This is a genomic window from Sediminihaliea albiluteola, from assembly GCF_014077625.1.
GTDB classification, from domain to species: domain Bacteria; phylum Pseudomonadota; class Gammaproteobacteria; order Pseudomonadales; family Halieaceae; genus Sediminihaliea; species Sediminihaliea albiluteola.
In genome coordinates this window covers 943,663-962,431 of the sequence record NZ_JACFXU010000013.1, presented here as the reverse complement: position 1 = coordinate 962,431, position 18,769 = coordinate 943,663, and the positions used below count along the sequence as shown (strand labels likewise).

Below are 18,769 nucleotides of genomic sequence, written 5' to 3'. Positions count from 1 at the left end.
GTCGATGGCTAAAGTGAAATACGCTATGGATGATTTGCTGCGAGTGATGCAGCGTTTACGCGACCCGCAGCATGGCTGCCCCTGGGATTTACAGCAGGACTTTCGCAGTATCGTCCCCTCAACCTTAGAAGAGTGTTATGAGTTAGCCGAGGCTATTGAGCGCGGTGATTTTGTACATCTGGAGGAAGAGTTGGGCGACCTGCTGTTCCAGGTGATTTTTTACGCCCAATTGGGACGAGAACAAGAGCTCTTTGATTTTGATTCGGTGGTCGATGGGCTAGTTCAAAAGCTGATACGCCGGCATCCCCATGTGTTCGCGGGGGGTGAAATAGAAGGTATAGCCGATCGTTCGGCGGCACTTGAACAAGTTAAGGAAAGTTGGGAGACAATCAAGCAAGAGGAGCGCGATAAGCGCCAAGAGCAGGGTTTGTTAGCGGATATACCGCTGGCCTTACCAGCGCTGCCTCGCGCCCAAAAATTGCAAAAACGCGCAGCGCGAGTCAACTTTGATTGGCCGGAAGCTGAATCGGTGCTGCTCAAGATAGAGGAGGAGCTCGCCGAGCTGCGCGCAGCGATGTCAGAGAGTCATAGCGCTGCGATAGAAGAGGAGATGGGCGACCTGCTTTTTACTTGCGTCAATCTCTCACGTCATCTTGGTCTAGATGCCGAGGCATCTCTTCGTCGTGCTTCAAGTAAGTTTGAGAGCCGCTTTAGCCACATGGAAAGCCAGGCCTTAGCATCGGGTCAAAATTTGGCTAGCTGCAGCGCTACTGAGCTGGACGAGCTCTGGGAAGCGGCCAAAAGACGCTAGCGACGGGACTTGTGCTCGAACCACAGCCTGTGTATGGTAGCTGCCCTTCTTTATATCGTATGACCCACCTTGCGGGCTGCCGTACGCTACGGTTCCAGCAAGGCTACCGAGGAACCACTGAATGCGACTGATTCTGTTGGGCGCTCCTGGTGCCGGCAAAGGCACTCAAGCCCAGTTTATTACTGAAAAATACAATATCCCACAGATCTCAACCGGCGATATGCTTCGCGCCGCGGTTAAGGCGAAAACCGAGTTGGGCTTGAAGGCCAAAGAAGTGATGGACGCCGGTGGTTTGGTGTCTGATGACATTATCATTGGCTTGGTCAAAGAGCGTATCCAAGACGATGATTGTCGTGGCGGCTTTTTGTTCGATGGCTTCCCGCGGACCATTCCGCAAGCAGAAGCGATGGTAGAGGCCGGTGTTGATATCGACCATGTGGTCGAAATTGCGGTCGACGATGAAGAGATCATTTCTCGCTTGAGTGGTCGTCGCGTTCACCCAGGCTCGGGTCGGACCTATCACCTTGTTTATAATCCTCCTAAGCAAGACGGCCTCGATGACGAGACCGGTGAGCCATTGGTACAGCGTGAAGATGACAGCGAAGAAACCGTTCGCAAGCGTCTTGAGATTTATCAATCACAAACCAGTCCTTTGATTGATTTCTATCAGTCAATGAAAGGCGATAAGGCACCGAAATACCACCGCATTGCTGGCGTTGGTACTGTTGAGGAAATTCGCAGTCGAGTGGTCGCTTCGCTCGATAAGTGATTAGCCGTATTTTTCAATAAGGGGAGCTTAGCTCCCCTTTTTTGTGTCCGATGAAAAAACAATAGTATTGCTTAGCCGCTCTATTTTAATGCGATACCTCAGCAGTTGATCATCTGCAACTGCCTAGTAAATATTTAATCTTTCTATAAAAGATAAAATAATAGGCTATAAATAAAGTGTATTTCTTTTCATTAAAAACTTTTTTGAATGATATTAAGCCTACTTAAATGTTGATGCAGGACTTTAAGATCGGGCTGCTTGCTGCTTTCAGTATTGATAAATAAAACAGCCGCATGTTGTACATGATTGGTTTTGTTGGTATTTTTGCAGCGATATACACTTAACGACAGCGGAGATTTGCGTTATGGCAAAAGCCGAGAGAAAAATGAAAGCGAAAACAGCTAAAGCTGTTCGCAAAGCACCAGCTAAAAAAGCAGCGGCAAAAAAAGTTTCGTCTAAAAAGATCACCATTACATCATACGAAACTCCCGCTCTGAAACGAGCTGAAGTGGCTTTGGCAAAGTTGCAAAAGAACTTGGCAACGGAGAGAAAAGCTTCAGCCGATGCAAATGATCGCATTGCTCAGGCAAGAGCTTCGGGTGACAAGCGCGCCATCAAGACCGCCACTACAGCCCAGACCAGAATCAGCGCCAAAGTTAAGACTTTGCGTGAGCGTGTCGCGGAGTCCGAATTGCGCGTCAGAGAACTAAAAGCTGATGCTAGGATTAAAGCAGCTAAAATTATCGCCGAACAAAAACTGGCTGATCGCAAAGCTGAACTGGCAGAAAGAGCTGAGCGCGATAAAGCCAAAGCTTTAGCTGAATATGCCGCAAAGTGGGAAAAGTCCCGCGCCAGAGCCGATGCTAAAAAGCTCGCGACAATGGAGAAAAAGCTCGAGCGTGACAATAAGGCAGCTGAGAAGAAACTAGTGGCCAAGTTGAAAGCCGCTGCTGAGAAAGCTGCAGCTAAAGAGAAGGCCAAAGCTAAAGCGAAAAAGAAAGCGGATGAGAAAACAAGCACTGCAAAAACAAAAGTAGCTAAAGCTAAAACTGCTAGCCCTAAAGCAAAAGCTACAGCATCCAAATCTAAAGCGGCAGCGCGCAAAAAATCAGCAGTTAAAACAGCAGCAGCCGCTAAGCCTAAGGCAGCGAAGAAAACGAAGGCCACTGCTAAAAAAGCAGCGCCAAAGAAAGCAGCGCCAAAGTCTAAGGCTGTCGAGGCCGATAAGTCATAGCCATGCCTAGTCATTAATCGCCGCTGATGTCCCAGCGGCGATTAATATTGTCGGGCTTAAGATTTATCGAATATTTTTCCTGGCCCGCTTATCACTGTGTCAAGTTGTTGTAATTGAAAAAGCTTTCCGCCTGATCAGAAAAATCAATCCGATTGCGCCGCAAGCTCGCGTACCAGCCGCGCACTGAGCGCTGTCCCAGTTCTAAGTAATGATTAACGCTAGGCAGGCAGCGAGTGCGCAGAGCTGCTGCTAGGTATTGTTCACGCTCACCATCAAAGGCCACGCAGACGTCGATCGCCGGGTCTTGTAGTCCTGCCATGAGTCGCTCTCCTAGATCCACTGGTAAGCGCGGGGTGTCACAGGCGCTGATTAATAGGAAAGGTGATTGAATATCTGCGGTAAGCGCGGCAACCGCGGCAATGCCAGCTAAAGGACCTTCAAAGCCTGGCCCTTGATCAACCACCACACGGTCGGCCAGGCTGCCGTAGAACTGCTGGTTGCGATTACAGCTAATCCACAGTTCGCCGACCTGTGGTCGCAGGCGGTAGCAGACATGTTCGGCCAGCTTTGCACCGCGCCAACTTAGCATACCCTTATCCTGCCCGCCGACACGCCGCCCCGCACCGCCGGCAAGTACCAGGCCGGTGTAGGCTCGACGATCATGTAAGGCTACAGTCATAGTGATTTTCTCTTAGCTTGTTCTGGCTTTGCAGGCCTCTGGGATCATGTCAGGCTCAGCTTTGTTGTACAATGTCGAAGTTTTTCAGCCGCATTGTAGATGCAGCTCAGTTTTCTCTCAGCCCCTGCAGTAGCTTAGCAGGCAACTCAATCACAGATCGATGACAGTGACAGCTATGGCTAACTTTTTGGCATTGGATACTTCGACAGATGCCTGCTCGCTAGCGCTTTTGCTAGATCAGCAAATAACCCAGCAGCATGAAATCATTCCTCGGCAGCACAGTCAGCGCCTGTTTGCTATGTTACAGCAACTTCTTCCTCACGGGCGCTTGCGGGAGCTGGGTATTGATGCAGTGGTCTATGGCGTCGGTCCGGGTTCCTTTACTGGTTTGAGGATTTGCGCCAGCGCAGTACAGGGCTTGTGTTTTGCCAATAAACTGCCAGCGATCCCGGTCAGCACCCTATTAGCGCAGGCTTACACGGCTTACCGCGAGGGCCTAATCCACAGTGGTGATTACATTCTCAGTACGGTCGATGCCCATATGGGGGAACTTTATTGGTCGCTATGTCAGGTGCATGATGATCACATTGAAGTGCTGGAGGGGCCACAGGTTTCGCGCCCTGAGTCACTCCCTGTGTCGCTCGATGCAGGCCAGAAGGTAGTGGGGATTGGTTCGGGGCTGTTGCTTGCTGAGCAGATGCCACAAGACTTGCAGCAAAGGCTGCAGGCCTGCTATCCCGAGTTGTTGCCACAGGCACAGGATCTATTTAAACCTGCTGAAATCGCTTGGCGGCAGGGACAGCTGCAGAAAGCAGAGCAAGTGTGCCCAGTCTATGTGCGGGATGAGGTCTCTTGGAAGAAGTTATCGGAACAGGGTAAAGCATCGTGATTGAACCAATACACGCACTTATACTAGCGTTTGTGCAGGGACTTACCGAGTTTTTTCCGATCTCCAGCTCTGCGCACTTAGTGATTCCTTCGCTGGTCTTTGGTTGGCCTGATCAGGGCTTGGCCTTTGATGTTGCGGTGCACGTTGGCACTTTGCTGGCAGTCATGTTGTTTTATCGCCGAGATTTACAGCAGATGCTTTTAGCCTGTCTGCAACCCAGTGCAAGTGGCGATGCTGTCGAGCAGCGGCGATTAGTTTTTCTGTTGTTTGTCGGGACATTGCCTGCAGTGATATTTGGCTTTTTCGGCGCAGACTTTATTGAAGCTGAGCTGCGCAGCCTGCCAGTTATTGCCAGCTCGACTTTAGGCTTTGGTCTCTTATTGGCCTTGGCCGACCGTCGCGCAGTGCCTGCCGGTGAGGGGCTAAAGCTCAGTTTGATGATTGCGCTTTGGGTTGGCTTGGCCCAAGCCTGCGCATTAATCCCAGGTGCTTCACGGTCGGGGGTCACTATTACTGCAGCGCTGCTGCTGGGTTTGTCGCGCCACGACGCAGCACGCTTTTCCTTTTTGCTATCGATTCCGGTCATCGCCGGTGCGGGTTTGCTCAAGTCAATCGACTTGCTACAGAGTGATTTAATGGTCGACTGGGGGCTGTTGGCGACTGCTGCATTGGTAGCCGGGATCACAGCTTACGCTTGTATCAGCTTGTTTATCCGTTTGTTAGAGCAGCTCGGCTTGATGCCCTTTGTTTATTATCGAATAGTGCTGGCGCTAATTCTGTACTATCTCTGGCTAGCCTGAGTTTGGCCTCTGGCAGGGCGGACTGAGTTCTTTGCCAGTCTGTCCTGCAACATTCCCCACCTTTGCTACACTTCTTGAACTATTCAAGGAATGCCGCGGAGGCATTATGTAATGCCCAAGATAGTTGATCATCAAGAACAACGCCTACAGTTGGCAGCAACGGTTGCCGAAGTAGTGGCACAGATTGGCTTAGAGCATACTACCCTGCGTACTGTGGCTGCTCACCATGGCTGCACTAAGGGCATGGTCCAGCACTATTTTTCCGACAAAGAAGCCCTGCTATTATCTGCTATTCATTTTGTAGAACAGCAATCCGCTTTGCGGGTTGAGGCAGCTGCTGAAGGCTTATCAGGCCTTGATCATTTACACAGTCGATTGCTGGCTCAATTGCCATTGACTGCGGCTCTGTTGAATGAGTGGCGGGTTCGCCTATCTTTTATCACGCTCGCCTCGCAGGTCCCTGCAGTACAAAGTTTACTAGAGCAGCGCCAGCAACTAGAGCAATCCCAGGCTATGCGTGCTCTGCGACAGGCGCAGCGTTCGGGTGAGTTGCGTTCAGGTATTACTCTGCTTAAGGTCTATCGGGTTCTGGCTGCCGCGATCTATGGCTTGGCTGCAATTGCTGTGGCCAATGGTGGTCAGTGGAGCCCAATGCTGCAAAAACAGCTGCTAAAGTCGATGATTGACGACTTGCGAAGCTGAGCACCCCACACTACTCTAGCCGCCTGCATAGCGTCCTTCGACGCTCTTATTTTGCAATTTTAGGTAAAGGTAGTCATGTCCCAGACAAGCTCTCAAGATTCTTTTAACACAGCTTTATGCGATTTTTTATCTCGTGCAACCACGCCTTTTCATGCTGTTGATGCGATTGTAAAGCGCCTTGATGCAGCGGGTTTCAGTGCTCTGCGTGACGACAGTAGCTGGTCACTAGAGGCCGGTGGTAAGTATTATTTGACGCGCAATGACAGCGCCATTGTCGCCTTCAGCTTAGGCAGAGACAGTTCCCGCGATAGTGGCATGCGAATGGTGGGGGCTCATACTGACAGCCCTTGCCTGATGGTCAAACCGCAGCCTGAAAAACTTCGCCACGGCTACTTTCAGTTGGGTGTTGAAGTCTATGGGGGGGCTTTGCTCAATCCTTGGTTTGATCGCGATTTATCGCTCGCTGGCCGAGTGAGTTATCACGGCAAAGACGGCCTGCTGAAGACGGCCTTGATCGATTTCCGCCGCGCTATTGCCACCATCCCCAGTCTGGCAATACATCTTGATCGCGAAGTAAATCAGAAACGCAGCATCAACCCTCAAACTGATATATTGCCGATCCTGACTCAGCTCCCTGGTGAAGAAGCACTGGATTTTCGGCGATTGATTGCAGAGCAATTGCGCGCCGAGCATCCTGAGATTGATGTGGCAGAGGTGCTGGATTACGAGCTGTCTTTTTATGATACCCAAGTAGCGGCGCTGCTGGGTCTGGAGGGGGAGTTTATTGCTTCGGCACGCTTGGATAATTTGCTCAGTTGCTACACTGGGCTCGAGGCCTTGCTGCAAGCTGATGGCACACAGAGCACGCTCTTAGTGTGTAATGATCACGAAGAGGTTGGCAGTCTTTCTACCTCGGGCGCCCAGGGGCCCTTGCTGCGCTCTGTTTTGAAACGTATTGCTGGAGATGAGAGCGCCTATCAGGCACTCATCGAGCGCTCGATGATGATCTCCGCAGATAATGCTCACGGCATCCATCCAAACTATGCTGATCGGCACGATGATAATCATGGCCCGCTGCTCAACGCCGGACCGGTGATTAAAATTAATGCCAACCAGCGCTACGCCACCAACAGTGAAACTGCTGGGCTGTTTCGCTTGCTGGCTAAGCAGGAAGCTGTTCCTGTACAGGCTTTTGTGGTGCGCAGTGATATGGCTTGCGGCAGCACGATCGGCCCGATTACCGCCGGTGGCACCGGTATTCGAACACTGGATATTGGTGTGCCAACCTTTGCTATGCACTCAATTCGTGAGTTGGCGGGCAGTAAAGACGCTTTTGATTTAGCCCGTGTGCTGCGGCGCTTTTACGACTTTCCAGGGCCTTTGAGCGCAGGCTGAAGCGGTGCAGGCACTCTTACTATCGGCCTATGATGCCGGTAGTCACGCATATTGGCGGCGGGGTTTAGAGCTGATGCTGCCTGACTTTCAGTGGCGCAGCCTAACTTTGCCGCCGCGGCATTTTAGTTGGCGAGTACGGGGTAATCCCTTGTACTGGGCAATTGAGCAGCGCGCTGTACTAGAGCAGCCGGCAGATTTGCTGGTGGCAACCTCCATGGTGGATTTAGCAACCTTGCGCGGACTTGTTCCCGCACTGTGTCGCTTGCCCACGCTGTTATATTTTCATGAAAACCAGTTTGCCTATCCCCAGGGCCAGTCTCAGCATGGCTTGCTTGAAGCGCAGATGGTTAGTCTTTACAGCGCCTTGGCCGCTGACCGAATAGCCTTTAACTCAGCTTATAACCGCGATAGCTTCTTGGCCGGATGTGATGACTTGCTGCAACGCCTGCCGGATTTTGTGCCCCCGGATGTGACCCGCTCACTGGCGCAGCGCGCTGAAGTGCTAGCCGTACCGCTCTTACCGGAGCGCCAAGCTGTCGATGGGCAAGAGCCCATGTGGCCTGAAGTGGCAGTGCAGGGAGCAGCTCCACTGCGCTTGGTCTGGGTGGGCCGCTTGGAGTATGACAAGGGCGCTGACAACCTTGAGCGAATTTTGCAGCACTTAGAGCGGGCCGGCTTAGATTACCAACTGGCGGTGGTGGGGCAGGAGTTTCGCAATAGACCTGCGGTGTTCTCACGCATAGAGACCGATTATCAGCACCGCCTAGTGCACTTGGGCTGGATAGAGTCTGCGCTTGATTATCAGGCACTGTTACAGCAGGCGGATATGGTTTTGTCGACTGCTCTGCATGAGTTCCAGGGCATTGCAGTACTTGAGGCCGTGCGCAGTGGTTGCCTGCCAGTAGTGCCGCGACGCTTAGCCTATCAGGAACTCTATGAAGCACAGTTTTGTTACAGTTCGCTGCCGGATGATCCGGCGGCAGAAGCCGCGGCCGCTAGCGAGACTATCTTGATCCTCGCCGCAGCTTTGCAGGAGGGTAGGGCGCAGCCACCCGCGGTGAGGGCTTTTAGCCTAGAGTCACTGGCTCCCTGCTATCGACGAACTTTCCAAGCTCTGCTAGCACAGGATGGTCACTGAGCCGGATACCAGCTAAAATTGCTCGTTTTTTACGAGTAAGATTCAGTTCATGACTTCGACTACTGCTCCCCAGCGCGTTCTCACCGGCATTACCACCACCGGCACACCTCATTTGGGCAACTATGTTGGCGCGATACGGCCCGCAGTCGCTGCATCCCGCGACACTTCGATAGAGTCCTTTTTGTTTTTGGCGGATTACCACGCATTGATTAAGTGTAGTGATCCAGAGCAGGTCAGTCAGTCGAGCCGTGAAATTGCCGCCACTTGGCTGGCTCTGGGCTTGGATACCGATAACGCAGTGTTTTATCGACAGTCAGATATCCCTGAAATCACTGAGTTGAATTGGATTTTGACCTGTAATGCGGCCAAGGGATTGATGAATAGAGCCCACGCCTATAAAGCGGTGGTACAGGCTAATGAAGAGTCCGGCGAAGATCCGGATTTTGCCGTGACTATGGGCCTGTTTTGCTATCCGGTTCTGATGGCTGCAGATATTTTGATGTTCAATGCCGATAAAGTGCCTGTGGGCAGAGACCAAGTCCAGCATTTGGAGATGGCTCGAGATATTGCGCAGCGTTTTAATCACAAGTTTGCCGAGCTTTTTAGGCTACCAGAAGCAGTGGTAGAAGATCATGTTGCTTTGCTACAGGGTTTGGATGGTCGCAAGATGAGCAAGAGCTATGGCAACACCATTCCCTTGTTTTTGCCAGAAAAGCAGTTGCGTAAACATATCAATAAAATCAAAACCAACTTGCTTGAACCCGGTGAGCCGAAAGATCCTGATGACTCAACCGTGTTTCAGATCTGGGCGGCTTTCGCTAGCGAGGATGAGGCCGCGCGGATGCGTAAGGACTTTGCCGAAGGCATTGCTTGGGGCGAAGCTAAAAAGCAGCTATTTGAATTAATTAACGCTGAACTAGGCGAAGCCCGCGAGCGTTATAATGAGTTGATGGCTGACCCAGCTTATATCGAGTCGGTGCTGCAGCGCGGCGCCGAGCGCGCTCGTGAATACAGTGTGCCATTACTGGCTAAAGTCCGCGAAGCGGTCGGCATTCGTCGTATGAGCTAAGGCCTATACCGCCGCGCCCCCAGATCAGGAGGCGCGGCCTAAGCGTCCATTAACTCTGGGGTAGGCTGTAGTTGAGTTGCAAGTAGACTCCGCGGCGCTGGCCGACGAAGTAACGGTACTCGCCAAAGCCGACGTCCGCCCGCTCGGCATATTTTTCATTGAGCAGGTTAGTCAGCCTGACACTGGCACTGAGCCCCTTGCTAAGTGACGTGCTTGCCCGCAGGTTGAGTAGCTGGTGACCGTCGTATTTAAAGCGGTTGGTGGGCTCGAGGTAGTACTCATCCATATAGACCCATTCCAGCTCGGCTTGTGACTGCGCACTGCGCCAACCCAGTCGGGCGCTGCCAAAGAGTCGCGGTGCGGTATCAATGTCATTGCCTTTGATACTCTCACTGACTCCCAATAGCGGCGCGTTGCTATCATAGCGATGGCGCGCCCTAGTCAGGTCAAGGCCAGCATACCAGGCATCGTTTAGCTGATAATCTAAGGACAGTTCTAAGCCGTGGTGGCGAGTTTTGGCGCCGCTGACATTATGTCGGTCTGCGTCCTGAAAGATTACATCATCTTTATGCATGCTAAACAGCGATAGGCTGTACAGCAGCTGCTCGGCGAGGGCACCTTTTAGTCCAAGCTCTATGTTGTCAATCCGCTCTGAATCCAGTTTGGCTACTTGCTGGCCCGCCTGTAGGCGGTACAGTTCGGCGGTCTCTGGCGCACGGAAGCCATTGGCAGCGCGCAGGAACAGGTACTGCCCTGCTGAAAACTCATAGCTGCCGCCGAGGTTCAGTGACCAGTTATCAAACTCATCGCGCCGATCTGCTGGGCGGAAGAAGCGGCAGGCACTGGCACCCGGTGCACAGGCAGAGCCATCACCGCTGCGGTTGTCATAGTCGTAACGGGTGTGCTCTAGACGCAATCCGCTATCAATCGTCCAGCGCTCGCTAGCCTGCCAAGTCAGTTGGGCGAAGGTCGCTGCCGAGGTGGCGTTGACCTCGTAGTCGTAATGTACGCCAGCGGGCTGGTTCGGGCTAAAGGGCTCGGGCTGAGTTTCTTTTAGCCAGCCGCGGGTATAGTCGAGGTCAATACCGCTGATCCACTGCAAGCTATCGCTAGCACCGCTGAGTGCTGCGCGCAGGCCGAAACTGTCGTGACCATTTTTTTCTATGGCTTGCCAAGGCAGGAAATGCTGTAGGAACTCCATTGAGTTATTGCGGTAATAGGGGGTTATTTGCAGTACCTTGCCCTCTGCGAGATCAATGGAAGCCTGACTATAGGCACGCAGCGACCAGGCGTCACGATAGGCTTCGGGGTTGGGGTTATTGCGGCGCAGGGCATTATCTTTGTAGGCCTTATAGCCTTCGATGAAACCAGCAGTCTCTTGATTTAAGTTACTGCCTTCAACAACTGACTGCAGTTGCCATTGCCCGCCATCGTAATCGTGGCGCAGGCTCAGTTTTTGTTGGTCGTAACCTGCATCATCAAGATAGCCACCGTCAGTACTGCCATTGAGGCGCAGACTGATACCGTGGCTGCCCTGCTGAGCGGCGTATTGGTAGCTGCCGCGGTAGTAGTCATTGGGGCCTGTTTCAAAGCTGATCGCCTGTGCAGGCAAGGTGTCGGGTGCTGCTGAGAGTACGTTGATCACGCCGTGCATGGCACTGGCACCGTACACCGCAGTGCCGGGTCCCTTGATCACCTCAAGGCGACCGGCTTGTTCAATATTGGCGTCAAATAATTGGTTGACGTTACAAAATCCAGGGGCTCGCAGACTGATATTATCCGCCGCCATCAAGAAAGAGCCGCAGCCCCCAGCGCCGGTTAGCACTGGCGAGCGCAAGGCCGTGAGGCTCTCCTGACCGTTGCCACGGCTGATCCAAGTGCCAGATACTCTCTGCATGAGCTCATTGGGGTGGACCGCGGCGGTGAGGCTCAGCGCATCCTGTTCGAGGCCGGAATAGGACAGCGGCGAGCGCAGGCCGTCTTGGGCACTTCGAGTGGCTGTGACTAAGACATGCTCGGGCGTTGCTGCTGGGCTCGCTAAACTATTAGCTGCTGTGCAAAGCAAGGCGCTAACGCACAGTTTCGAGAATAGAGTTTGTTTCATGGTAGCTCCACTAAATGACAGCCCCGGCCAGCAGCGCGGTACTAAGCTCAAGTGTTGAACACTTGCTGCATTGGCGCTGAAGGAATTGGGGCTATAGGATAATTTGTTTTAAAGCAGATCGGTCAGCGATATTCCGAAGCCGATGCGATTGGTTTTTAGATCGTGGTCGATCAGGCTTTCACCGTAACCGTTAAAGTACTGTATATAGCCTTTAAAGCGAGGGCTCAAGGGGAAGGTCCACTCCAGTTCAATAGCTCCTTTGTTGTCGCTGCGCAGATTGTTACGCAACATGACAGAGAACTCGTGCTGGCGATATTTCCACACCCCGCTGAGGTCTCCGTAGCCGTAGTATTTCAAGATATCCTCGTTGTCATCATCGCTCTCGGGGATTCGGTACCAGGCGCGTGCATTGAGCGTCATGCGTTCACGCTCGAAAGTGGCGCTGCCCATGATGCGGTTCCAGCTCCGCGACAGCTCACCGCCCTGACCATTAGATTGATGGACAAAGCCCAATCTGAGTAAGGTGTTGGTATAGCCGCCAATTTCCCAGTTATTCTTAAAGTTAATAAAGAGCTCTGGTTGATAGTTGATTTCTCTGAAGGGCGAGGACTCATTGTAGACCTGCCACCAGTTAGACTGAGTATAGCCACCCCACAAACTGGTACCGCGCCACAAAATATCATTCCAGATCAGCGCCTTCACGCTGAACTGAAATTTGGCCTCGACATGCTTCATGTCGTCCTCAGGATACTGCTTGTCCCAGGGCGGGCGGTTAACATTGTTGTTGTAGGTAATGGGCAGTAGATAGTTGCGCCGATGTGGCGTCAGGATAAAAGGGTCGAAACCACTAGCCACCTCTTGACGTAAGCGCTCACCTGCCAACAGCTTCTGTCGCGCTCGAGCTTTGTTGTTTTGCACTTCTTGCTCCTCTAGTGCCGGTTCGGAGCTGGCAGATGAGCTTGGAGCTTGGGGCCTGGCTAGTTCATCGTAGCAGGCGAGGCGCTGATCATTGTCATCGATCAGGGCACAGTCGGCTAGGTTTGTGGCTGCGCTGCTGTGAGTGCTAAGCAGAGCTATAGCCACAATCAAAGTTAGCTGAAATCTTCTCAGGATCATTGTCTATGTCATTATCAGGGAGAATGGGCGGCACAATGATAGAGGAAAGCGGGGCTGCCGAACAATCTGAGCTGCTTAGATTGCCTCCTTAAGAGTGTTCCAGGGCGGAGATTTTGCTAAACTTCGCAGCTTTCTAGCCAGTGGCAAGGGCCGGTCCCCGAACATGTGGCTCCTGTTTTAATGAACCAAAACCTTGGATAGCCCCTCTATGAGTCTTGCCAACAGAGTTCTAGCAGTAAATGATGATCTTCCAATACGCAGTGATGCCCCAGTCCACAGCGGTAAAGTACGCTCAGTTTACTGGTTGACTGCCGCTGACAGCGCGCGGCTAATTGCCGAGCGTGGCTATGATGTGGCAGCTGATGCGCCACTGGCTATTATGGTGATTTCCGATCGTATATCGGCTTTTGATTGTATATGGCATGGGGAAGGCGGGATGAACGGCGTGCCCGGTAAAGGCGCCGCGCTCAACGCGATTTCCAACCACTGGTTCGCTCTGTTCAAAGAGCATGGGCTAGCTGACAGTCATATTCTTGAAATACCCCACCCGCTGGTATGGATTGTGCAGAAAGCTAAGCCTGTGATGATTGAGGCAATCGCCAGGCAGTACATAACCGGTTCTATGTGGCGGGCCTATGCCAAGGGCGAGCGCGATTTTTGTGGGATTGCTTTGCCCGATGCTTTACAGCGTGATCAGAAACTTCCTGAGCTCTTAATTACGCCGTCCACTAAAGGCATTTTAGAAGGCATTCCCGGTGTTCCAGCCGTGGATGACGTGAATATCACCCGCGCTGATATTGAAGCGAATTACCAAGCCTTTAACTTCAACACTGCGGCAGATGTCGATCATTACGAAGTACTGCTCAAGCAGGGTTTTGAGGTCATTAGTAATGAGCTGGCAAAACTCGATCAGATATTTGTCGATACCAAGTTTGAGTTTGGCTATGTGAGGGATGCGCAGGGCGAGCAAAAGTTGATTTATATGGATGAGGTCGGGACACCCGATTCATCGCGGATCTGGGATGGTGAGGCTTATCGCCGTGGCGAGATTGTGGAGAACTCTAAAGAGGGCTTCCGCCAGATGCTATTACAGCATTTCCCTGACCCCGATGTGCTGCTGAACAAAGATCGCATGGCAGAGCGTCAAGCGCTGGCGGCTAACAATGCATTGCCGGCAGAGGTTTTGATGGCAGTGTCTAATACCTATGTGAGTATTGCTGAGCGCATCACCGCTTCAAGCTTGACAATCTCTGATAATCCCCGGGCCGAGATTATTGATGTGCTGGCCAATGATTTTGGCCTAATTGATTAGCCTTAACTTGCTCAGCGAAGCACTTTTTTATCTTGTCAGTATCCCGGCGGTAGTGCTCTTTGGCATTGCCAAAGGTGGTTTTGGTGGCGCCATCGCCATGGTTTCGGTACCACTGATGGCCTTGGTCATGTCGCCGACTCAGGCTGCTGCCATTTTACTGCCAATTTTAGTGCTTATGGATGTGCTGGTGGTGAGGTCCTACTGGGGCTTATTCGATGCGCGTGCGCTGCGCATATTACTGCCCGCTGCAGTACTTGGCGTTAGTCTGGGCTACTTCAGTGCCGAGGCCATGAGTGTCGCTTATATGCGGATCTTGATCGGCCTGGTCGCAGTGATTTTTGGTGCACACTATCTTGTGACTCAGTCGAGCCAGAGCGCGCAGCCGCACTCGCTCGCTAAAGGTAGTTTTTTTGGTGCTTTGGCGGGCTTTACCAGTTTTAGTATCCACGCCGGCGGGCCACCGCTGACGGTTTACCTCTTGCCTCGAGGGCTGACGCCTTTAATGTTTGCCGGTACCGCAGGTGTGTTTTTTGCTGTGGTCAATGCGATCAAGCTGATCCCTTATTCATTGCTGGGACAGTTTAGCAGTGAAAACTTGCTCTACTCTTTGATCTTGGCACCCTTTGCGCCAATCGGGGTTTGGCTAGGAAGATTCTTAGTTGAGCGAACAGAGCCAAAGCTCTACTACGGAATAATTAGTTTTTTTCTTGCACTAGTAGGCTGTCGTTTGCTTTGGCAGGGCGCTGCTGAAGTCTACTTGGGCGCTTCCTAGGCACTAAGCCGCGTTTTCGGGCCTAGCTCCAGTCAACAAAGTACGCTCAATTAGGCTATAGTTTGGGCTTCTTTTGCTAGATCCACTTAAAGGAAATACCTATGTCCCTCAACACCTTTATGCCAGCACTTACCTTGCTTGCAACGCTCGTTTTGGGCGCTTGTGTGGCGAGCTCACCAGTGATCACCCACGATGGCTTGCACTCGGTACCGAGCAAGTCTTTCGATGCTATGTATCGCAAGCCTGATGTTGATATCAGCGCTTACCGTGCCATCGGTCTGGCGCCTTGCTCAGTATCCTTTCGCAATAATTGGCTACGGGACCAGAATCGAAGTCGCTTAGATCTGAGCAATCGCGTGACTCAGAAGCATGTTGACCAGATTAAAGAGCATCTAAGTGCAGCTTGCGAGCAGCACTTCCGCAAAGCTTTGTTGAGCGACCCAGCTTACCATCTCGTCGATGATTTTAGTCAGGGAGAGGCCGTGCTGGTGTTGCGCCCATCGATCATTGATCTCGATATCAATGCCCCTGATCTGCGCAGCTCAACGCGCCAAACGACCTACACCACAAGCGCAGGCGAAATGACTCTATCGCTAGATCTTGTCGATGCTACCAGCAATGAGGTACTTGGACGGGTGGTCGACCGCAAAAGGGCAGTGGATCATCATCGCTTGCAGTGGACTAACAGTGTGACTAATTCCGCCGAAGCAAACCGTATGTTGCGCTCTTGGGCATTGCGTCTACGGGCTGCACTCGATGAAGCGCGGAGCCAATGAGTCAGTGGCTATGGCAAGTGCTTTAGCCCTCAAGCCAATTATTTGAGCCGCTAGGAAGCGGTGAGTGAGAAAATATATGATGAAGATTGTTGAGCTGTCTCCCCAAGTGGGCACATCGGCACAAATCACCCCGGAAGATGTACCTGCAATCGCGGCGGCTGGCTACAAACTTATTTTGAACAATCGCCCAGATGGGGAGTCGCCCGGACAGCCCAGTAGTGAAGCGATTGCCGCGGCAGCGGCAGAGCAGGGTCTTGAATACCGCTATGTACCCGTTAACGGAATGAACTTCCCCGGCATTGCCCTAGAAGAGTTAGCCGCTATCTTTGATCAAGGCGGGCGGGTGCTGTCTTTCTGCCGCAGCGGTACACGCTGTGCCAATTTGTGGGTGGTGTCACGCCCTGAGGAGGAGCGTGCAGCAGCTAGAGATCGGGCGCAACAGCTTGGTTATGACCTCTCTCTAGCAGAGCGACTGTTACAAGCGCCAGGTTAATTGCTGCTTTGTCCCTAGCTTGTTAGTCTGAAAAATACGTGTTTTGTTTTGCGTCCTCAGTTCTGTGGCGCAAAGCGCTATAGGAAAAGAAGGAAATTGATATGATGCTCAAGCCACTTAAGACTATCGCTGCTGCCGCTTTTGGCTGCGCCATCGCCTTGCCAACATTGCAGGCAGCAAACTTGAGTGATGCCGTAGCGGCCGATTATCAATCGCATCTTGCACCACTGTTTGATTACTTCCACCGGAACCCTGAATTGTCTGGCATGGAGATCAAAACCGCGGCGCGTTTAGCCAAAGAGTTGCGCGATGCTGGCTTTGAGGTGACTGAGGGCGTTGGTGGTACTGGGGTAGTTGCCATGATGGAAAATGGTCCCGGGCCATTGGTGATGATGCGTGCCGATATGGACGGTCTGCCAGTGGAGGAGAAGTCGGGACTGGAAAATGCCTCGCGAGCCAAACAGATTGATGAAGATGGCAATGAAGTCTTTGTGATGCACGCCTGTGGTCACGATGTGCATATCACCAGTTTAGTCGGTACGGCTCGCGCGATGGCCGAGCGCAAAGATCAGTGGTCCGGGACCCTGATGCTGATCGGTCAGCCCGCTGAGGAGCGGGTGTTCGGGGCCAAAATGATGATGGAGGATAATCTATGGCAGCGTTTTGGTCAGCCTGATTACGCCCTAGCTTTTCATGTCAGTTCCGATCTAGAGGCTGGCAAAATCGCAGTCACTGATGAGTCTCCCTACTCGGGTGCTGACACGGTGGATATTATTGTTCATGGAGTTGGCGCCCATGGGGCGAGTCCACATCGTGGCGTTGATCCGGTGTTGCTTGGCAGCCAAATCGTGGTGGCTTTGCAGAACATCATTAGTCGTGAAAAGGCCCCGCGCTATGCCGGTGTGATTACTGTCGGCTCATTTCATGCTGGCACTAAGCACAATATTATTTCCGATCGAGCCCATTTACAGCTCACCGTGCGCAATGACGATTTAGAGACCCGTCAGCTACTGCTCGATGGCATTAAACGAGTAGCTGAAAATATGGGGCGGGTAGCGGGTTTGCCAGAAGACAAATTACCGGAAGTGATTGTGTCACAAGAGTGGGTGCCACCGACTGTTAACGATGTCCCCTTGACTCAGCGCCTGCGCAAAACCTGGATAGAAAAGCTGGGTGCGGAGGCGCTGGCCTCACCGGAGCGGCGTAAGGGTATGGGCGCTGAAGACTTTCCCTTCTTTACCACCGAGCCCTATATCCCCAGCACCTACTTTAGCGTAGGGGGTACACCAAAAGCTGACTTTGAGCGGGAACAAGCTGGCGGCCCGGCAGTCCCTTCGCATCACTCGCCGCTGTTTAAAATCAGTCCAGAGCCTGCTGTGACTACTGGTGTAGAAGCTACTGTCACCGCCTTGCTTGAGTTACTACAAGCGCCTTGATTTTTGTTGTGCCAGCCTAGCGGAGACTTTTTATGGTGAGCGCCTATAAGCTTTGGGATTGGCCCACACGCCTGTTTCATTGGTCCCTCGTTGTCATCATTGCGCTGTCTTGGTGGACAGCTAAAGAAGGCCACATGGATTGGCACGAACGCTTGGCTTACACCCTCCTGGTGTTATTGCTAACTCGTGTGCTCTGGGGTTTTGTTGGCAGTCATGCCTCCCGTTTCAGTTCCTTTCTGCGCGGCCCCAGGACGGTGCTTGCCTATCTCAAAGGGCAGGTGGGGCCCGGCGCAGGGCACAATCCTCTCGGTGGCTGGTCGGTAATGCTGTTGCTGGCTATGCTTTTTTTGCAAATTGTCAGCGGCTTATTCAATAGCGACGATATCTTGTTTGATGGGCCCTTGTATCACCTTGCCAGCAGTGAATGGCAGGACCGCATGGGACAAGTACACGTAATCGCATTTGATGTATTGCTGGTCATGATCGCAGTGCATATTCTGGCGGTGTTCTACCATCAATGGCGACATAAGCAGCCTTTAATCCAGGCTATGCTGCGCGGTTCTGCGCGAGCTAGGGAGGGTCTTGAGCCGACGCGCCCAGGGTGGTGGGCGATAGTGATTGCTTTGCTGGTGGCTGCAGCTCTGTGGGGGCTATTGGCCTTGGTGCCAGCGCCCGTTAGCTACTGGTGATTTAGCGCACTGCCAGGGCTAGGGCCGCTGGCAGTGCTTTGAGCTTGGGCTTAGTAGAGATAATTTTTCGCTTTGTAATCGTCGTGGCAAGCTTTGCAGCTTTGTCCTGCAGCGCCCACCGCTTGAGCAATCGCTTTGCGCTCAGCGCCACTGTTGACGACTTCGTTTAAGTTCTGAGCCGCGGCCTGTAAGTCGGCAAACTTTTTAGCAAAATCTTCGCTGTTTTCCCAGATTTCCGGCTTAGCACGTGTGGTGCCCTTGTCTGTGCCCGGTGCGAAACCGCGCAATAAATCCAGCTCTGTCAGTGCTGCGAAATCCTGAGCGTAAGCCTTCATCTTGGTGTCGTCCCAGGGCATGTCCCCTTTAACCATGGCGCCGATAGGGCCAAAGTTAAGCGCTACTAAGGTGAAGAAAGACTGCCGGTAGGACTGCATTGGCTCTTTGTCGTCGAGGTGAGAAAGTGCCACAGGAGTCAGGGCGATGCTGGCGATGGTCGCTGAGGCGACCAGCGTGCGGCGAATGAATGAGCGCATATCGGATTCCTTTGTTGCTGCTAAGTAATTAACTGCGCATCTTAGCTAGTGC

Annotated in this window: 19 protein-coding genes; 15 read left to right on the top strand and 4 right to left on the bottom strand. The window is 52.5% G+C overall.

Annotated elements, in window-relative coordinates; all coding sequences use genetic code 11:
• Positions 1-4: 4 nt before the first annotated feature.
• The 3 genes from mazG (at position 5) to H2508_RS05325 (ending at position 2,814) form a co-directional block, all read left to right on the top strand.
• On the top strand, positions 5-811 hold the full coding sequence (gene mazG, locus H2508_RS05335) for a nucleoside triphosphate pyrophosphohydrolase (protein WP_182169709.1): 807 nt from the start codon (positions 5-7) through the stop codon (positions 809-811).
• Between the two features lie 121 nt (positions 812-932).
• The gene (gene adk / locus H2508_RS05330; protein WP_182169706.1) at positions 933-1,580 is read left to right on the top strand and encodes an adenylate kinase; all 648 of its coding nucleotides are present in this window, start codon (positions 933-935) and stop codon (positions 1,578-1,580) included.
• Between the two features lie 364 nt (positions 1,581-1,944).
• Positions 1,945-2,814: a hypothetical protein gene (locus H2508_RS05325; RefSeq protein ID WP_182169703.1), complete on the top strand. Its 870-nt coding sequence runs from the start codon at positions 1,945-1,947 to the stop codon at positions 2,812-2,814.
• A gap of 91 nt (positions 2,815-2,905) precedes the next feature.
• Here the strand turns inward: H2508_RS05325 and mobA are convergent, their stop codons facing one another.
• On the bottom strand, positions 2,906-3,493 hold the full coding sequence (gene mobA, locus H2508_RS05320) for a molybdenum cofactor guanylyltransferase MobA (RefSeq protein ID WP_182169700.1): 588 nt from the start codon (positions 3,491-3,493) through the stop codon (positions 2,906-2,908).
• A gap of 175 nt (positions 3,494-3,668) precedes the next feature.
• Here mobA and tsaB point away from each other — a divergent pair, with 175 nt between their 5' ends.
• From tsaB to H2508_RS05290, 6 genes are all read left to right on the top strand, one after another.
• On the top strand, positions 3,669-4,382 hold the full coding sequence (gene tsaB / locus H2508_RS05315) for a tRNA (adenosine(37)-N6)-threonylcarbamoyltransferase complex dimerization subunit type 1 TsaB (RefSeq protein ID WP_182169697.1): 714 nt from the start codon (positions 3,669-3,671) through the stop codon (positions 4,380-4,382).
• Positions 4,379-5,182, top strand: coding sequence for an undecaprenyl-diphosphate phosphatase (locus H2508_RS05310; RefSeq protein ID WP_328799317.1), 804 nt, complete (start codon positions 4,379-4,381; stop codon positions 5,180-5,182). Before tsaB ends, H2508_RS05310 begins: the two co-directional genes overlap by 4 nt.
• A gap of 111 nt (positions 5,183-5,293) precedes the next feature.
• Positions 5,294-5,884, top strand: coding sequence for a TetR/AcrR family transcriptional regulator (locus tag H2508_RS05305; RefSeq protein ID WP_182169694.1), 591 nt, complete (start codon positions 5,294-5,296; stop codon positions 5,882-5,884).
• 75 nt (positions 5,885-5,959) lie between these two features.
• On the top strand, positions 5,960-7,279 hold the full coding sequence (locus H2508_RS05300; RefSeq protein WP_182169691.1) for a M18 family aminopeptidase: 1,320 nt from the start codon (positions 5,960-5,962) through the stop codon (positions 7,277-7,279).
• A gap of 4 nt (positions 7,280-7,283) precedes the next feature.
• Positions 7,284-8,417, top strand: a complete 1,134-nt coding sequence (locus H2508_RS15230) for a tRNA-queuosine alpha-mannosyltransferase domain-containing protein (RefSeq protein ID WP_182169688.1) — start codon at positions 7,284-7,286, stop codon at positions 8,415-8,417.
• A 49-nt stretch (positions 8,418-8,466) separates the two neighbouring features.
• Entirely contained in the window at positions 8,467-9,486 is a 1,020-nt protein-coding gene (locus H2508_RS05290) for a tryptophan--tRNA ligase (RefSeq protein WP_182169685.1), read from the top strand.
• A gap of 49 nt (positions 9,487-9,535) precedes the next feature.
• Here H2508_RS05290 and H2508_RS05285 read toward each other — a convergent pair whose 3' ends face one another.
• Both H2508_RS05285 and H2508_RS05280 read right to left on the bottom strand, forming a co-directional pair.
• On the bottom strand, positions 9,536-11,590 hold the full coding sequence (locus H2508_RS05285) for a TonB-dependent receptor (RefSeq protein WP_182169682.1): 2,055 nt from the start codon (positions 11,588-11,590) through the stop codon (positions 9,536-9,538).
• 108 nt (positions 11,591-11,698) lie between these two features.
• Entirely contained in the window at positions 11,699-12,706 is a 1,008-nt protein-coding gene (locus tag H2508_RS05280; RefSeq protein ID WP_182169679.1) for a phospholipase A, read from the bottom strand.
• Positions 12,707-12,914: 208 nt separating this feature from the next.
• Here H2508_RS05280 and H2508_RS05275 point away from each other — a divergent pair, with 208 nt between their 5' ends.
• From H2508_RS05275 to H2508_RS05250, 6 genes are all read left to right on the top strand, one after another.
• Positions 12,915-14,018 carry a phosphoribosylaminoimidazolesuccinocarboxamide synthase gene (locus tag H2508_RS05275; RefSeq protein WP_182169676.1) on the top strand — a complete coding sequence of 368 codons (1,104 nt, stop codon included), beginning with the start codon at positions 12,915-12,917 and terminating at the stop codon, positions 14,016-14,018.
• Complete coding sequence (locus tag H2508_RS05270; protein WP_235964850.1) at positions 14,011-14,790, top strand: sulfite exporter TauE/SafE family protein; 780 nt, start codon at positions 14,011-14,013, stop codon at positions 14,788-14,790. Before H2508_RS05275 ends, H2508_RS05270 begins: the two co-directional genes overlap by 8 nt.
• Before the next feature lie 101 nt (positions 14,791-14,891).
• On the top strand, positions 14,892-15,566 hold the full coding sequence (locus H2508_RS05265; protein WP_182169673.1) for a DUF3313 family protein: 675 nt from the start codon (positions 14,892-14,894) through the stop codon (positions 15,564-15,566).
• A 64-nt stretch (positions 15,567-15,630) separates the two neighbouring features.
• On the top strand, positions 15,631-16,059 hold the full coding sequence (locus tag H2508_RS05260; RefSeq protein ID WP_328799316.1) for a TIGR01244 family sulfur transferase: 429 nt from the start codon (positions 15,631-15,633) through the stop codon (positions 16,057-16,059).
• Between the two features lie 101 nt (positions 16,060-16,160).
• Complete coding sequence (locus tag H2508_RS05255) at positions 16,161-17,495, top strand: amidohydrolase (RefSeq protein WP_182169670.1); 1,335 nt, start codon at positions 16,161-16,163, stop codon at positions 17,493-17,495.
• Positions 17,496-17,527: 32 nt separating this feature from the next.
• Positions 17,528-18,184: a cytochrome b/b6 domain-containing protein gene (locus tag H2508_RS05250; RefSeq protein WP_182169667.1), complete on the top strand. Its 657-nt coding sequence runs from the start codon at positions 17,528-17,530 to the stop codon at positions 18,182-18,184.
• 50 nt (positions 18,185-18,234) lie between these two features.
• Here H2508_RS05250 and H2508_RS05245 read toward each other — a convergent pair whose 3' ends face one another.
• Positions 18,235-18,717 carry a c-type cytochrome gene (locus tag H2508_RS05245; RefSeq protein ID WP_182169664.1) on the bottom strand — a complete coding sequence of 161 codons (483 nt, stop codon included), beginning with the start codon at positions 18,715-18,717 and terminating at the stop codon, positions 18,235-18,237.
• Positions 18,718-18,769: the final 52 nt, after the last annotated feature.

Excerpts from the sequence above, each read along its gene's own strand:
- mazG (WP_182169709.1), top strand. The coding sequence starts at position 5 with ATGGCTAAAGTGAAATACGCTATGGATGATTTGCTGCGAGTGATGCAG.
- adk (WP_182169706.1), top strand. The coding sequence starts at position 933 with ATGCGACTGATTCTGTTGGGCGCTCCTGGTGCCGGCAAAGGCACTCAA.
- H2508_RS05325 (WP_182169703.1), top strand. The coding sequence starts at position 1,945 with ATGGCAAAAGCCGAGAGAAAAATGAAAGCGAAAACAGCTAAAGCTGTT.
- mobA (WP_182169700.1), bottom strand. The coding sequence starts at position 3,493 with ATGACTGTAGCCTTACATGATCGTCGAGCCTACACCGGCCTGGTACTT.
- tsaB (WP_182169697.1), top strand. The coding sequence starts at position 3,669 with ATGGCTAACTTTTTGGCATTGGATACTTCGACAGATGCCTGCTCGCTA.
- H2508_RS05305 (WP_182169694.1), top strand. The coding sequence starts at position 5,294 with ATGCCCAAGATAGTTGATCATCAAGAACAACGCCTACAGTTGGCAGCA.
- H2508_RS05300 (WP_182169691.1), top strand. The coding sequence starts at position 5,960 with ATGTCCCAGACAAGCTCTCAAGATTCTTTTAACACAGCTTTATGCGAT.
- H2508_RS05290 (WP_182169685.1), top strand. The coding sequence starts at position 8,467 with ATGACTTCGACTACTGCTCCCCAGCGCGTTCTCACCGGCATTACCACC.
- H2508_RS05285 (WP_182169682.1), bottom strand. The coding sequence starts at position 11,590 with ATGAAACAAACTCTATTCTCGAAACTGTGCGTTAGCGCCTTGCTTTGC.
- H2508_RS05280 (WP_182169679.1), bottom strand. The coding sequence starts at position 12,706 with ATGATCCTGAGAAGATTTCAGCTAACTTTGATTGTGGCTATAGCTCTG.
- H2508_RS05275 (WP_182169676.1), top strand. The coding sequence starts at position 12,915 with ATGAGTCTTGCCAACAGAGTTCTAGCAGTAAATGATGATCTTCCAATA.
- H2508_RS05265 (WP_182169673.1), top strand. The coding sequence starts at position 14,892 with ATGTCCCTCAACACCTTTATGCCAGCACTTACCTTGCTTGCAACGCTC.
- H2508_RS05255 (WP_182169670.1), top strand. The coding sequence starts at position 16,161 with ATGATGCTCAAGCCACTTAAGACTATCGCTGCTGCCGCTTTTGGCTGC.
- H2508_RS05250 (WP_182169667.1), top strand. The coding sequence starts at position 17,528 with ATGGTGAGCGCCTATAAGCTTTGGGATTGGCCCACACGCCTGTTTCAT.
- H2508_RS05245 (WP_182169664.1), bottom strand. The coding sequence starts at position 18,717 with ATGCGCTCATTCATTCGCCGCACGCTGGTCGCCTCAGCGACCATCGCC.